The 14988-nt window shown below is 71.4% G+C and carries 12 protein-coding genes; 5 read left to right on the top strand and 7 right to left on the bottom strand.

Annotation, left to right across the window (positions count from 1 at the left end):
• Window positions 1-51: 51 nt before the first annotated feature.
• Window positions 52-1083 (top strand): glycosyltransferase family 2 protein, encoded by a 1032-nt coding sequence (locus ACZ3II_RS31960; protein WP_465522274.1) that lies wholly within the window; start codon window positions 52-54, stop codon window positions 1081-1083.
• Window positions 1084-1154: 71 nt separating this feature from the next.
• Here ACZ3II_RS31960 and ACZ3II_RS31955 read toward each other — a convergent pair whose 3' ends face one another.
• From ACZ3II_RS31955 to ACZ3II_RS31945, 3 genes are read right to left on the bottom strand one after another with little or no spacing between them, the layout of a single operon-like run.
• The gene (locus ACZ3II_RS31955; RefSeq protein ID WP_465522272.1) at window positions 1155-2255 is read right to left on the bottom strand and encodes an acetyltransferase; all 1101 of its coding nucleotides are present in this window, start codon (window positions 2253-2255) and stop codon (window positions 1155-1157) included.
• 10 nt (window positions 2256-2265) lie between these two features.
• Complete coding sequence (locus ACZ3II_RS31950; RefSeq protein ID WP_465522270.1) at window positions 2266-3276, bottom strand: alpha-ketoacid dehydrogenase subunit beta; 1011 nt, start codon at window positions 3274-3276, stop codon at window positions 2266-2268.
• Window positions 3273-4211, bottom strand: a complete 939-nt coding sequence (locus tag ACZ3II_RS31945; protein ID WP_465522268.1) for a thiamine pyrophosphate-dependent dehydrogenase E1 component subunit alpha — start codon at window positions 4209-4211, stop codon at window positions 3273-3275. Before ACZ3II_RS31945 ends, ACZ3II_RS31950 begins: the two co-directional genes overlap by 4 nt.
• A 229-nt stretch (window positions 4212-4440) precedes the next feature.
• Between ACZ3II_RS31945 and ACZ3II_RS31940 the strand changes: the two genes are divergently transcribed.
• Window positions 4441-5550 carry a DegT/DnrJ/EryC1/StrS family aminotransferase gene (locus ACZ3II_RS31940; protein ID WP_465522266.1) on the top strand — a complete coding sequence of 370 codons (1110 nt, stop codon included), beginning with the start codon at window positions 4441-4443 and terminating at the stop codon, window positions 5548-5550.
• 8 nt (window positions 5551-5558) lie between these two features.
• On the top strand, window positions 5559-6773 hold the full coding sequence (locus ACZ3II_RS31935; protein ID WP_465522264.1) for an MFS transporter: 1215 nt from the start codon (window positions 5559-5561) through the stop codon (window positions 6771-6773).
• Window positions 6774-7665: 892 nt separating this feature from the next.
• Here ACZ3II_RS31935 and ACZ3II_RS31930 read toward each other — a convergent pair.
• Entirely contained in the window at window positions 7666-8901 is a 1236-nt protein-coding gene (locus ACZ3II_RS31930; RefSeq protein ID WP_465522262.1) for an acyltransferase family protein, read from the bottom strand.
• Window positions 8902-9066: 165 nt separating this feature from the next.
• Here ACZ3II_RS31930 and ACZ3II_RS31925 point away from each other — a divergent pair, with 165 nt between their 5' ends.
• The gene (locus ACZ3II_RS31925; protein WP_465522260.1) at window positions 9067-10803 is read left to right on the top strand and encodes a class II glutamine amidotransferase domain-containing protein; all 1737 of its coding nucleotides are present in this window, start codon (window positions 9067-9069) and stop codon (window positions 10801-10803) included.
• Between the two features lie 111 nt (window positions 10804-10914).
• On the opposite strand, the gene ACZ3II_RS31920 is transcribed toward ACZ3II_RS31925, so the two are convergent.
• The 3 genes from ACZ3II_RS31920 to ACZ3II_RS31910 are packed head-to-tail and all read right to left on the bottom strand — an operon-like array spanning window position 10915 to window position 14056.
• Window positions 10915-12048 (bottom strand): DegT/DnrJ/EryC1/StrS family aminotransferase, encoded by a 1134-nt coding sequence (locus tag ACZ3II_RS31920; RefSeq protein WP_465522258.1) that lies wholly within the window; start codon window positions 12046-12048, stop codon window positions 10915-10917.
• On the bottom strand, window positions 12030-12995 hold the full coding sequence (locus ACZ3II_RS31915; RefSeq protein ID WP_465522256.1) for an NAD-dependent epimerase/dehydratase family protein: 966 nt from the start codon (window positions 12993-12995) through the stop codon (window positions 12030-12032). Before ACZ3II_RS31915 ends, ACZ3II_RS31920 begins: the two co-directional genes overlap by 19 nt.
• Window positions 12992-14056 carry a Gfo/Idh/MocA family protein gene (locus ACZ3II_RS31910; protein ID WP_465522254.1) on the bottom strand — a complete coding sequence of 355 codons (1065 nt, stop codon included), beginning with the start codon at window positions 14054-14056 and terminating at the stop codon, window positions 12992-12994. The genes ACZ3II_RS31915 and ACZ3II_RS31910 overlap by 4 nt, the downstream gene beginning before the upstream one ends.
• A gap of 252 nt (window positions 14057-14308) precedes the next feature.
• Between ACZ3II_RS31910 and ACZ3II_RS31905 the strand changes: the two genes are divergently transcribed.
• Complete coding sequence (locus ACZ3II_RS31905; RefSeq protein ID WP_465522252.1) at window positions 14309-14899, top strand: acyltransferase; 591 nt, start codon at window positions 14309-14311, stop codon at window positions 14897-14899.
• Window positions 14900-14988 lie beyond the last annotated feature (89 nt).

Genomic DNA, 14988 nt, shown 5'->3' with positions numbered 1-14988 from the left:
CCGGCGCCACGTGCGCCGGGCCCGCCACCTTCCAACCTGGGGGAGAACACAGTGAGTTCGGTCAGCGTCGTGATCCCGTGCTACAAGTACGGCGATTACCTGCGCGCGTGCGTGGACAGCGTGCTCGACAACCCGGGCGTCGACGTCCGGGTGCTGATCATCGATGACGCGTCGCCGGACGACTCGGCGGACAAGGCGCGGGCCATCGCCGAGGCCGACCCACGTGTCGAGGTCCTCGTGCACACCGAGAACAAGCGGCACATCGCCACGTACAACGAAGGTCTCCTGGAGTGGGCCGACGGTGACTACACCGTGCTGCTCTCCGCCGACGACCTGCTCACGCCCGGGGCGCTGACCCGGGCGGTGGCGCTGCTGGACGCCAACCCGAACGTCGGTTTCGCGTACGGCCACCCGGTGCACTTCCAGCATCCCGGCCCGCCGCCGCCCGCCCGCGACACCGGGCGCAGCACGGTCTACCACGGGCACTGGTGGCTGGAGCGCCGGTTCCGGGAGGGCACCGGCTGCATCACCTCGCCCGAGGTGGTGGTGCGGACCAAGCTGCAGCAGCAGGTCGGCGGGTACGACCCGAACCTGCCGCACGCCGCCGACATCGAGATGTGGATGCGGCTGGCCTCGCACGCCGACGTCGGCTACGTGAAGGCCGATCAGGCGTACTACCGGCTGCACGCGAAGAACATGCACGCCGACGCGGGCGCGATCGACGACCTGCGGGAGCGGAAGATCGCGTACGAGTCGGTGCTGACCAAGTGCCGGCACCTGCTGCCGGACGCCGACCGCCTGGACGCGATGGTGCACCAGCGGCTGGCCCGGTTCGCGCTGCGCCGGGCGTTCCGCGCCTACGACCGCGGCAAGACGGCGATCGTGCCGGTCGGCGAGCTGGAGGCGTTCGCCGCGGAGGTGTGGCCGGACTACCGGAAGCTGCCGGAGTACCGGGCGCTGTCCGTACGCCGCAAGGTCGGTGCGCAGGCCATGCCGTACCTGCAGCCTCTGGTCCTCTCGGCTGTCGCCGCGAAGGGCCGCGAGTGGCTGTGGTGGCAGTCCTGGCAGCGCCGCGGCATCTGACCCGCCCACGTAGCAAACCGGTGTGTTGAGTTCGGGCGCGATAGGCGTCCGAACTCAACACACGTGATCTTCTAGCGGCGGAGCGGCACGACGGTGGTGGTGACGATCTTCGTCTTGACGACGTGCTCGGCCGGGACCGAGCTGACGATCACGGCGCCGGACGCCACCGCCACGTCGTCGCCGATCACCACGTCCGGCTCGATCACGATGCCGGTGCCGAAGCGGGTCCGGTTGCCGATGGTGACCTTGCCGGAGGTGTAGACCGACGGGCCGGTGGCGTTGTCGTCGCCGATCACGCTGTGGTGGTCGAACGAGTTGTACGCCGAGAAGAAGTTGTTGTCACCGACCTTCACCCCGGTGGCGACGTGGCAGAACGCGCAGATGATGTTGCCCTGCCCGAGCGTCACGTCGGTGGCGATCTTCGCGGTCGGGTCGATCGCGTTGGCGAGGGGGACACCGGCCTCCTCGCACGCCTTCCGGAACCTGGCCCGGACCGCCGGGGACTTCCCGATCGCGATGATCGCCGCGTCGAAGGCGCCCGCCGCGAACAGTTCGGTGAGCCTGCCGCTGCCGCCGACGACCGGAACCCCGTGCACCTCGGCGCCCCAGCGGGCGGTGTCGTCGTCGACGATCGCCACCGCCTGCTGCGTCGTGCTGCCGGCGAGGATGTCGAGGACCTGGGTCGCCCCGAGCGCCGCCCCGATGATCAGGATCCGTTGCCGGCCGGGCGCGCCGATCAGCGGCCCCGGCACATCGTCCGGTTTGTCGGCAACGGGCTGGACCGATTCGACATCCTTGACGGTGATCAACCGGTCCAGCTGCAGCGTGGCCAGGTCGACACCGAGTTCCTTGGCTCGCTGGATCGCCTTGACCGTGGCGCGTGGGCCCACGGCCGGCTTTTCCACGGCCGGCTCCCGCTGATGCCTTTCACGCGCCGCGGCATCCTCGAAGAGCAGCGCGATCGGCTCCTTCAACGGCACCTCGGCGCCCTTGGGCGCCTTGTGCAGCAGCACCCCGGCGACCGGGGCGACCACCTCGAGGACCGCCTTGCTCGTCTCCACCTCGGCGAGCAGCTCATCCTTCTCCACCTCGGCGCCGTCGTCGGCGAACCACATCACCAGGATGCCGTGCTCGCTGTTGACGTCGTTGGTGGGCACCAGGACGGGATTCACGCCAGTCTCCTCAGTTGGCGGCGGCACGGATGGCCGCCTCGATGCGGGCAGTGCCGACCAACACCGCGGCCTCCTTCGTCTTCGACGAGGGGATGACCGTGGCGTCGCTGGCCACGACGTCGACCGGCCGGTCGAGGCGGCCGAACAGCCGCCGGGAGATCACCGACGCGGCCTCGGCGCCCCACGACCAGCCGTCGGCGCCCTCCTCGACGGTGACGAGACGGCGGGTGGCGGCGACCGAGCGCTCGACCGGCGCCCAGTCCATCGGGGCGATCTGGGCCGGGACGATCAGCTCGGCGAAGATCTCCTCCTCGATGGCGAGACGCTCGATCACCTGCGCGGCGAGGTGGGCCTGGTAGCCGTACGCCAGAACGCTCACCGCGCAGTCCTCGGCGGGCACCGCGGAGAGCCGGATCGTGGGCAGCGCGCCGGGCGAGGCGTCGCTGGTGGCGATCAGGTCGCCGACCATCCCGTTCACCGGCGGCGTCAGGTGCTGCGGGTAGAGCAGTTTGTGTTCCACGTACAGCACCGGCTCGTCACGGCCCAGGAAGTCGGCGAAGACGGTCCGCGGGTCGTGGTAGAGCGAGGCGGCGACCACGCGCAGGTGCGGGACGCCGAGGAAGTGCTTCTCCAGGCTCTGGCTGTGCGTCGGCCCGTAACCGCGGTGCCCGCCGGTGGCCGCGCGGATCACCACCGGGCAGGTCGCCTGGTCCGCGTACATCGCCTGGTATTTGGCCATGTGGTTGACGACCTGGTCGAACATCAGCGTCAGGAAGTCGCCGAACATCACCTCGGCGATCGGGCGGTACCCGGCCAGCGCCAGCCCGGCCGAGATCCCGGCGATGGCGCCCTCGCTGATCGGGGTGGTCCGCACCCGCTGCGGGAACGCGGTGGACAGGCCGCGGGTCACCTTGAAGGCGCCGCCGTACGGGTCGGCGATGTCCTCGCCGAGCAGCACCACCCGCCGGTCGTCGGTGAGGGCGCCACGCAGCGTGTCGTTGAGTTCCTTCGCGAAGATCACGGCAGGGCCCTCGCCGTCGCCACGACCTCGGCCAGCGCGGCCTCCACCTCGTCGTCGATCCGTGTCCGGTCCGCGCCGTCGAGCCGCCGCCCGTGCACGACCAGCGGCTCCACCAGCCAATGCGCGTCGATCTCGTCCTGCGGCCGCTCGTCGTCGCTCTTCGAGTGGTGGCACAGCCGGTAGGTGTGGATCAGCAGCACCCGCGGCCCGTCCCCGGCCCGCACCGCCGCGATCTCCTCGCCGGCGACCGTGCTCAGCTCCGCCACATCGGTGCTGTCGATCTCCCGGACCGGAACCCCGAAGGCGCTGAACCGTCCGGCCATGTCACCGGCCAGGTTCGCGGCGATCGGCGTGCTCTGCGCCCACCGGTTGTCCTCGCAGACCACCAGCAGCGGCAGCTTCCACAGCGCCGCCATGTTCAGTGTCTCGTAGACCACGCCCTCGCCCAGGGTGCCGTCGCCGATGAACACCACGCTCACCGCGCCGTTGCCGTCGAGCTGATTGGCCAGGGCGATGCCGGCCGCGTTCGGCACGATGCCGCCCTGCACGCCGTTGGACTTGAAGCCCGGCGCGCAGATGTGCTGGCTGCCGCCCATGCCGCGGCAGACACCGGCCTCCTTGCCCATGATCTCGGCCATCAGGCCGAGCGCGTCACCGGAGTGCGCGAGGTAGTGGCCGTGACACCGGTGGTTGCTGAAGATGTGGTCGCCGTCGGCGAGGTGCTCGGTCACCGCCACCGCGTCGGCCTCCTGCCCGATGCAGGCGTGCGTGGTGCCGTTGAGCGCGCCCTCCTCGAACAGTTGGAGCAGCGTCTCCTCGAAGCGCCGGATGAACCGCATGCGCCGGTACCGCCGGTGGGCGAGCGGTTCGCCGGGGACCCCGGTGAGCCGCTCGTCGGTCCCGGCCGGTGCCGGCGCGAGCGCCGTCGAAGTCAAAATTGGCCTCCCCCTGAGCCAGATCCCATCGCGCCCGACCCTACCGACGTAACGCGAGTCCGATGGAGACACCTTCAGCCATCGTGGATGCGCCGGGGATCGACGAGAACGAGCCGAACGGACGGTCCGCCCCACCCTTCGGGTGGCTGCGCACGGTTCCGCGCTGACTACAGTAGACGAGGCTTCCGCCCCTTCGCGGGCGTTCGGATTCCGGGGGAGACCACACACGATGATTCCGCTCGTCGATCTTCAAGCTGCCCACGCCGAGGTCGCCGAGGAGGTGGACGCCGGCTTCAAGCGGGTCCTGTCGACCACAGGCTTCGTCGGCGGCCCCGAGGTGGCGGCGTTCGAGCGCGAGTTCGCCGAGTTCTCCGGCGCGGCACACTGCGTCGGTGTGGCGAACGGCACCGACGCCGTCGAGCTGGCGCTGCGGGCCGCCGGGGTGCAGGCGGGCGACGAGGTGGTCGTCCCGGCCAACACGTTCGTCGGCACGGCCGAGCCGGTCGCCCGGATCGGCGCCCGCGTGGTGCTCGCCGACATCGACCCGGACACCTACCTGGTCGACGTCCCGAAGATGCTGGCCGCGGTCGGCCCGAAGACCACCGCCGTCGTGCCGGTGCACCTGTACGGTCAGCTCGCCGCCGCCGACGACCTGCGGGCCGCGCTGGCCGGCAGCGGTGTCGCGGTGGTCGAGGACGCCGCGCAGAGCCAGGGGGCGCTGCGCCACGGCCGGGCGGCGGGCGCGGACGGCATCGCGGCGACGAGCTTCTACCCCGGTAAGAACCTGGGGGCGTACGGGGACGCCGGCGCCGTCCTCACCCCGGACCCGGAGCAGGCCACCGTCGTGCGGACCCTGGGCAGCCACGGCGGCCTGCAGAAGTACGTGCACGACCTGGTCGGCGTGAACAGCCGCCTGGACGCCTTGCAGGCCGTGGTGCTGCGCGCCAAACTGGCCCGCCTCGCCGTGTGGAACGACGCCCGCCGCGCCGCCGCCGCCCGCTACCACGAGCTGCTGGACGGCCTGGACGTGGTGCGCCCGGCCACCCTGGACGGCAACGAGCACGTCTGGCACCTGTACGTGGTCCGCGTCCCCGGCGGCCCGGAGCGCCGCGACGCCGTGCTGGCCCGGCTGCACGAGGCCGGGGTCGGCGCCGGCATCCACTACCCGTACCCGCTCCACCTGACGCCCGCGTTCGCCGACCCCGCGTTCCCGGCCGGCAGCTTCCCGCACGCCGAGAAGGCGGCCGGCGAGATCCTCTCCCTGCCGCTGTACCCGCAGATCACCGTGGACCAGCAGGAGACGACTGTGCGCGCCCTGGCTGCCGCCCTGGAGGACTGAGCACCACCGTGTACATCTCGATCCGCGACCGGCCCGCCGGACCTCGTGACCGGCGGACCCGGGTGGCGGGAACGGTCTTCCTGCTCGGCGTGGTCAGCCTGCTCACCGACGTGTCGTCGGAGATGGTGGCCGCGGTCCTGCCGCTGTACCTGACCGCCGAACTCGGGCTCAGCCTGATCGCGTACGGCGTCGTCGACGGCCTCTACCAGGGCGTCAGCGCGCTCGTCCGGATCTTCGGCGGCTATCTCAACGACCGGTCGAACCGCCCCAAGTGGATCGCCGCCGCCGGGTACGGCGTGTCCGCGCTGAGCCGGATCGCGCTGATCCCGGCGCAGGGTTTCGCGGCGATCACCGCCGTGGTGACCGCCGACCGGCTCGGCAAGGGTTTCCGGACCGCGCCCCGGGACGCGCTGATCGCCGACGTCTCCGACCCGGCGGTGCTGGGCCGGGCGTTCGGTGTGCACCGCACCCTGGACACCATCGGCGCCGCCCTCGGCCCGCTCGCCGCGTTCGCGCTGCTGCTGGCCGTGCCCGGCGGCTACACCTCGGTGTTCGTGGCCTCGTTCGCGTTCGGCGTCCTCGGCGTCGCCGTGCTGGTGCTGTTCGTGCCGGACCGGCGCACCGGTGGCGGGGGCGCGGGGCTGCCGCTGCGCCGGCTGTTCACCGAGCTGGCGAGCCCGCGGCTGCGCCGGCCGCTGCTCGCCGTCGGGATGCTCGGCCTGCTGACCGTCGGCGACGGCTTCCTCTACCTGTCGCTGCAGCACCGCGACGACTTCGCGGCCCGCTGGTTCCCGCTGATGTACGTCGGCACCAACCTCGTCTACCTGCTGCTGGCGATGCCGGTGGGCCGGCTGGCGGACCGGATCGGCCGGGCGAAGGTGTTCCTCGGCGGTCACGTGGCGCTGCTCGCGGTCTACCTGGTCGCGGCCGCGCCGAGCGGCGGGCTGGCGGTCACGCTGCTGGCGCTGGGCCTGCTCGGGGCGTACTACGCCGCCACCGACGGGGTGCTGCCGGCGCTGATCAGCCCGCGGGTGCCGGCCGAGGCGCGGGGGAGCGGGATCGCCGCCGCGCAGACCGTGGTGGTGCTGGCCCGGTTCGCGATGTCGCTGGCGTTCGCGGTGCTGTGGCAGTTCCTGGGCCCGTCGGCGGCGCTGTGCCTGGCGGCCGGGCTGCTCGTGGTGGGTATGGTGGCGGCCTGGCGGCTGCTGAAAGGCATCGAGTGAGTCTGCGCAACCGGCTGGCGATCTTCGCGGCCGTGCTGGTCCTGGCGGTGACGGGCACTGTCTGGTTCGTCCTGCACACCCGTCGCGAGCAGGCCGATCTGGTCGCGGCGGCGCCACCGGTGCCGGTCACCGGCCTGGCCGCGGTGTCCCGGCAGCCGCGGATCGTCTTCCGCAGCACCGCCATCGGCGACCGGTACGGACGGGTCGCCGTGGTCCCGCTCGCCGATCCGGGCGGCGCGCGCGCGTTCACCGACGTCCGCTGCGACCGGGTGTACTCCCGGGACGGCGAGGCGGTCTGCCTGTACGCGAAGTCCGGCTTCGTCACCACGTACCGCGCTCAGGTCCTCGACGCGGGCTGGGCCGTGACCCGGGAGCTCCCGCTGTCCGGGGTGCCCAGCCGGACCCGCCTGTCGCCGGACGGCGACTGGGCGGCCACCACCACGTTCGTCGCCGGCCACGACTACACGTCGCCGGGCGAGTTCTCCACCGAGACCCTGGTGACGCCGCTGGCCGGCGGCGCGAGTCTGAACCTCGAGTCCGACTTCACGCTGCTCGTCGACGGCAAGCGCAACAGCAGCCAGGACCGCAACATGTGGGGCGTGACGTTCACCGGCGACGACGACCACTTCTACGCCACCGCCGCGTCCGGCGCGACGACGTGGCTGGTCAAGGGCAGCATCAAGGACCGGCGGCTGGTGGCGCTGCGGGAGGACGCCGAATGCCCGTCGCTGTCGCCGGACGGCACCCGGGTCGCCTTCAAGACCCGCAACGGGCAGGCGAAGGGCCAGTGGCTGATCGCGGTGTACGACCTGGCGAGCGGCCGGACCACCCTGCTCGCCGAGAAACACAGCGTCGACGACCAGATCGAATGGCTCGACGACCGCAACGTCCTCTACGGATTGCCGCGCTCCGGCACCGGGCCGTCGGCCAGTGACGTGTGGACGGTCCCGGCGGACGGCAGTGGCTCGCCGCGACTGTTCATCCCGGACGCCTGGTCGCCCGCCGTGATCCGCTGACGCCGGGGCGACCAGTTCTTCCAGGCCATCGCCGGGCGTTCGATGAAATGCCAGGACGGGATCGCCAGGGCGAAGGTGCCTATGGTGGCGAGCAGGACATAGACGATCAGACCCAGCTTCGGTACGCCCACGAGCGCCAGCAACTGCTGTACCGGAAACGCGTAGATATAGAAACCGTACGAGTAGTCGGAATGACGGCCGATCCGGCGGAACGGGGCCGGCAACCGAACCGCCAGCCACAACACCAGATAGGCGAACGCGGGGTAGCCGATAACGGCGAACGCACCGAATTGCAACGTCCCGGCCACGGCCAGCAGGGCGATGATCGCACCCACGTCGTTCAGCACGATTCGCCGCCGGTACAACTCGAGGAGAGCGCCGAGAAGGAAGATGTAGGTCAGGTAGATCAGGGAGTACGCGTCCAGCGCGGCGATGCCCAGGAACGGCTCGTGCGCGCCCTGCGGGCCGGGGATCTCCGGCGCCCGCGCGAAGTCCCGGACGATCAGGGCGAGCAGGCCGGCGGCCAGCACGGCGACCGCCCAGCGGGCCCGGCGCAGCACCCCGATCACGGCCAGCCCGGCGACCAGCAGGTAGCAGAGGAACTCGTAGAACAGGCTCCACAGCGAGCCGTTCATGACCGACGTGCCGGTGCGCTCCCCGTACGGCGTGTCCAGGAACAGCTCACCGATCCCGTACTGCCGGATCTTCACGAACGCGTTGTTCAGCACGTAGCCGAACTGCCCGGCCAGGCCCTTGCCCTCGACCAGCGCGACCAGCGGGGCGATCACGAACGCGGTCACCAGCAGGCACACCCAGAAACCCGGCAGGATCCGCAGGCAGCGGTGCCACAGGTAGCGGGGCAGCGGCAGCCGGCCGCCACTGCGGGTGATCAGGAACCCGGAGATCGTGAAGAAGCCGATGATGCCGATCTCACCCAGCCCGGTCTGGCCGTGGCTGAACCCGACGCCGGGGTCGTCGTCCCCGTAACCGATCGGCAGCGAATGCGAGACGAGGACGGCGAAGGCGAACAACAGGCGAAGGAAGCCGAAACTGTTGTCCGGGGTGGAGAACGCCGTGTCGACGGTTCGCCGCGACCAGATCCGAGCGAGCATGACACGTAGTCAACCACGGCCCGGAATCGCGTTTCCACCGCGTCTTTTCGCACGGTCGGAAGAATGACACCGATGACTCGGTAAATGTCGGTTTCGCCCGTGCCGCCGGCGCTTTCTCCAGGGCCGTCCCGGCGACTAGGGTGAGCATATGATTGGAATTCTGCGGTGAGGTCGTTCCTCGCGGTTTCCGGGGCCTCCGCGGTGGCCCCGTCAGCAGCCGTTTTGGCGCATCTGGGCGCCCCTGCCGTCTCCCGCACCGGCGCCGGCTGGGTCGCCGCGGACGGTCCCGGCGGGCTCGGTGAGGCGTTCACCGTACGCCTCGGGAAAACCGCCCGCACCCGGACCGCCGACGTCTCCGACGCCGCGCTCGCCGCCCTGCTGCGTGATGGGGTCAAGGTGGACGGCGCGCAGCTCGCCGCCATCGTCCCGCCGTTCGCCGCCGCCCACCGGGACGGGCCGGACGCGCCGATCGTGGTGGCCACCGACTGGCTCGGCTTCCAGCAGCTCTACTGGTGGCAGGGCGACGGCGTCGCCGCGGTCTCCACCAGCGCCCTCGCGCTCGCCGCGCTGGCCGGCGCCGAACCCGACCGGGCCGCGCTCGCCGTGCAGAGCCTGGTCGGCTGGCAGGTCGGCCTGCGCACGCTCTTCGCCGGCGTCGGCAAGATCCCGGCCGGCAACCTGGCGATCCTCGACGACGGCAAGGTCACCCTGCACCGCTACGTGGAGGAGTCGCTCGCCACCGGCGGCCCGCCGCCGTCGGTCGAGGAGGCCGCCGCCGAGCAGGCCGAGATCATGGTCGAGTTCCACCGGGCCTACCTGCGTGACCACCCGGACTCGGTGCTGCAGCTCACCGGCGGGCAGGACACCCGGGTGCTGCTCGCCGCGATCCCGCCGGACCTGCGCAAGGGCCTGGCCGCGCTGACCCTCGACGTGCACGGCGGCACCGACTCCCGGTTCGCCACCCGGCTGGCCGGCCTGACCGGGATGGATCTGCACATCCACTGGATGGACGACGGGCCCGCCGTCACCCCCGCCGAGGCCCACGCGCTCGCCGTCACCGCCGCGCGGCAGCTCGACGGCATGGCCAGCCCGCTCGCGCTCGCCCCGCTGCTGCGCGCCGAGGGACAGCTCGAGCAGGGCCACCGGCTGTCCGGGCTGGGCGGCGAGACGTGCCGCGGCTTCTACTACTTCGGACAGCCCGGCGGCGCCGTCACCGGACCGAAACTGATCGAGAAACTGGCGGCCTGGCGGCTGTACGCCAACGAGGCCGTGCAGACCGCGGCGCTCGAACCCGGCTTCGCGGCGTCCGCACGGGCCACATCACTGCGGCTGATCACCGAGTCGTTCGACGGGTACCCGTCGGAGTGGCTCGCCGCGACCGACCACTTCTACCTGTACCAGCGGATGCAACGCTGGTCCGGCGCGCACGGATCGGTGGCCGCGGTCAACCGGCACTTCGTCAACCCGATGTTCGACCGTCGGTTCATCCAGCTCGCGCACGCCGTCCGGCCCGAGGAGAAACGCGGCGGCCTGCTCACCGGGCGGCTGATCAGCCTGCTCGACGCCGAGCTCGCCGCGGTGCCGCTGGACTCCGGCCTGATCCCGAACCGGCTGGGCCGGCCCGGCCTGGCGGCACGGACCGCGGCGTACCGGGTCACCGCCCGGAAGGCCGCCCGCAAGATCCGGCAGAAGCTCCGTGGTCAGGGCCGTCCGCAGCTCGGCGCCGCGGAGATGGCCGCGCTGGTGGTCGCCCACTGGCGTGCCGAGCCGTCGGTGGCCGCCCCGCTCCGCGACACCGGCCTGGTCAACGGGAGCTGGCTGGACGAGGTGCTGGCCGGCCGCACCCAGCCCGAGCCGGCAACGGTCGCCTTCCTGGTCAACCTGCTGGCGATCAACCCCTGAAGCGTGTTGAGTTCGGCCGTCCATGACGCCCGAACTCAACACGCTGGAACGGTGAACTCAGCGTGTGTAGTTGGGGCGTCATGGACGGCCGAACTACACACGCTGAGGGGGTCAGGCGAGACTGCGGAGCACGCCGACGATGTGGTCCTGGTCGGCCTCGGTGAGCTTGTGATGCAGCGGCAGGATCAGCGACTCGCGGGTGATCCGCTCGGTCACCGGGAGCGGGCCCGGCGTGACGTCCGCGTACGCCGGCTCCAGGTGCGCGGCCATGATGCCCCGCCGCGCTGACACGCCCTGCGCCGCCAGCTCCGTGAGCACGTCGTCGCGGCTCGCCCGGAAACCGTCCAGCAGCACCCAGAACGACTGGTAGTTCGTCGTCCCGTAGGCCGGATCGCGCACCGGCACCAGGCCGTCGATGCCGGCGAGCAGCGACTGGTACCGGGCGGCCAGGGCACGCCGCTGCGCCACCAGACCGGCCAGCTTGCCGAGCTGCACGAGCCCGACCGCCGCCTGGATGTCGGTCATCCGGTAGTTGAAGGCCGTTTCCAGGTACGCCTCCAGCACCGGCTGCTTCGACGCGTGCCGGGCGGCCGCCGACACGTTCATGCCGTGCTCCCGCAGCCGCCGCAGCCGGGCAGCCGAGTCGGCGTCGTCGACGGTCACCATGCCGCCCTCACCGGTGGTGAGCAGCTTGCGCGGGTGGAACGACCACGCCGCGACCCGCGCTCCGGTGCCGGCCGGCTGCCCGTACGCCGTCGAGCCCGCCGCGCACGCTGCGTCCTCGACCAGGCCGACGTCCCAGCTCTCGGCCGCCTTGCGCAGCGCGACGGTGTCGAACGGCACGCCGCCCTGGTGCACGGCGATCACCGCCCGGGTCCGTCCGGTACGCACGGCGTCCACCGTCTCCACCGTCACGTTCCCGGTGGCCAGGTCGACGTCCGCGAACACCGGCGTGGCGCCCACGTAGCGGACCGCGTTGGCGGTGGCGATGAACGACAGCGACGGCACGATCACCTCGTCGCCGGGCCTGATGCCGAGCAGCACCAGCGCCAGGTGCAGGCCGGTCGTGCAGGACGACACCGCGACACCGTGCCCGGCGCCGACGGTGGCCGCGAACTCGCTCTCGAACCGGGCGACACGCGGCCCCTGGGCGACCCAGCCGGACCGGATCGCCTCGGCCGCGGCCTGCGCTTCCTCTTCCCCGAGGTCGGGGATCATCACCGGGATCACTGGGACGACCGCCACCAGTCGACCAGGCCCTGCAGTCCCTCTTCGAGGGTGAGCTGCGGCTTCCAGCCCAGCTTCCGCTCGGCCAGGGAGATGTCGGCCAGGCGCCGGGTGACGCCGTTGACCGCGCGGGCCGGGCCGTGCTCGGGGGCCAGGTCGGATTTCATCACCGCGCTGAGGGCGGCGGCCAGGTCCTTGAGGCTGGTCTCCTGGTGGCTGGCGATGTTGAACACCTCGTCGGTGACATCGGCGCGGGCGGCCAGGATGTTGGCGCGGGCGATGTCGGCCACGTGCACGAAGTCCATGGTGGCCAGGCCGTCGCCGAGGATCAGCGGGGGAGTGCCCGCCTCGATCCGCTCCATCCAGCGGATCAGCACCTCGGTGTAGAGGCCGTGGATGTCCATCCGCGGGCCGTACACGTTGAAGTAGCGCAGGGCGACGTAGTCCAGGTCCTTCATCGCCTTGAAGCTGCGCAGCGTGGCCTCGTTGAACGCCTTGGCCGCGCCGTAGAACGTGTCGTTGTTGTACGGGTGGTGCCGCTCGGTGGTCGGGAACTCCTCGGCGAGCCCGTAGACCGACGCCGACGACGACGCGATGACCTTCTTGACCCCGGCGTCGGCGGCCGCCTCGATCACGTTGAACGTGCCGTCGACCAGCACCTCGTTGGCGAGCCGCGGCTCCTCGGCGCACTGCGTGATGCGGATCGCCGCCAGGTGGAAGACCAGGTCCTTGCCCTCGGTCAGCGAGCGGACCGTCGAGACATCCCGAATGTCCCCCTCGGCGAGCTGAACCGGGCCGCTCTCCAAAGCCCAGGCGAGGTTGTCGCGGCGGCCCCGGACGAAATTGTCGAGAACGACGATCTCCGACGCGCCCCCGCGCACCAGCTCGTCGACGACGTGCGAACCGATCGTGCCCGCTCCGCCGGTGACGAGAGCGCGCGCGCCCTCGATCTGTACCCCAGTCACGCCATGTGCCCTTCGTCAAGCTTGATCATGATTCCGCCTTCCGCCAGGCTGCGCGAGGCCGCCTGGAGGATCTCCAGCACCCGCAGCCCGGACCGGCCGTCGGTCAGTGCGGGAGTTCCGGTGGTGATGGCCCGTGCGTACTCGTCGACCATCGTCCGCAGCGCCTCGCGCTCGGTCAGCGCCGGGGCGACCATGTCGCCGGACCGGTACGACACGAGGATGTCCCGCCGCTGCTCGTCCCCGAGCTCCTCCGGCGATGCCACGTCCACGCCCCGGTCGTACAGCGAAAGCCGTTGACTGGGGTTGAGGTCGTCCCAGACGAGGGTGCGCTTCGAGCCGCCGATGATCGCGGTGCGGACCTTCACCGGGGACAGCCAGTTCACGTGGATGTGCGCGATCGCGCCGTTGCTGAGCTGCAACGTCAGATAGGCCACGCAGGCGCGGCCGGCGCCGATCCCGTCGGCCCCGTGCGCGGCGACAGCGATCGGGCGGACCGCCGGCGGCAGCACGAAGTCCAGGATCGACAGGTCGTGCGGGGCCAGGTCCCAGATCACGTCGATGTCCCGCTGGACCAGGCCCAGGTTGATCCGTACCGAATCGAGGAAGTGCAGCTCGCCCAGCTCACCGTCGGCCAGCAGCTGGCGGATGCGCAGCACCGCGGGGGTGTAGCAGTAGGTGTGGTCGCACATCAGGGTCAGCCCGCGCCGGTCGGCCTCCTCGACCAGTTGCAGGCCCTCCTCGAAGGTGGCCGCGAGTGGCTTCTCCACCAGCACGTGCTTGCCGGCCCGCAGCGCGGCCATGGCGACCGGCAGGTGGGTGCCGGCCGGGGTGGCGATCGCGACCGCGTCGACCGACGGGTCGGCGAGCACCTCGTCGAGGTCCGCCGAGACCTGCACGGTCGAGTAGTTGCCGAGCACCCGCCGGGCCCGGTCGACGTCGAGGTCGCAGAGCCAGCGCAGGTGGAAGGCGGAGCTGCCCTGGAAGTTGCGGACGAGGTTGGGGCCCCAGTAACCGGCCCCGACGACGGCCACGCCGATGGGCGCGGGAGGCTGAGAATTCACAGCGATCCGTTTCGTCGGAAGTGGACGGACCCCGGACGCGGTCCGTCCGGAAAACTATCGATCCCCTGTGGCCCGACGCCAGATCGTGAATGGATTTCCGACGGAGCCGGGGGGAAGGGCGATACCTTCGGCCAACCCGGACTACACCGCACGGACAGAATGGACTTTGTCGGTCGGCTTGCCGACAACTTCTCACGTTTCCGGCCACTACCCTGTGCCGGATCTCCGATGCCGCCCAGGGAAGGCCTCCGCATGCCAGTGACCGTCGCCCCGACCGCCGACGTCGACGAGCGTGCCAGCCTCGGCGACGGCACCCGGATCTGGCATCTCGCCCAGATCCGTGAAGACGCCGCGATCGGCCGGAACTGCACCATCGGCCGCGGCGCGTACGTCGGCCCCGGCGTCGTCCTCGGCGACAACTGCAAGCTGCAGAACCACGCCCTCGTCTACGAGCCGGCCCGCCTCGGTGACGGTGTCTTCATCGGCCCGGCCGCGGTCCTCACCAACGACGAGTACCCGCGCGCCGTCACCCCCGGCGGCCGCCTCAAGACCGGCGACGACTGGACCGCTGTCGGCGTCACCATCGGCGAGGGCGCCGCGATCGGCGCACGCGCGGTCTGCGTCGCGCCGGTCACCGTCGGCCGCTGGGCCCTGGTCGCCGCCGGCGCCGTCGTCACCAAGGACGTCCCCGACTTCGCGCTGGTGGTCGGCGTCCCGGCGCGGCGCGTCGGCTGGGTCGGGCGCGCCGGGCAGCCGCTGGTCGCCAAGGACGGCGAGTGGGTCTGCCCGGCGACAGGTGCGGCGTTCGCCGAAACGGATGGCGTCCTCTCCGAAAAACCCTGATCTGGTACGGGCCACGCAGCGAACCGTGACAGTCCGGAGGCAGGTGGGCGGCCGGTCACAACCGACCCACCCGCTGCGGGCTTATGCGG

This window comes from Actinoplanes sp. NPDC019969 (assembly GCF_055562375.1).
Note: the sequence above shows the minus strand (reverse complement) of the source record. Positions and strands in the feature narration are given on the sequence as shown.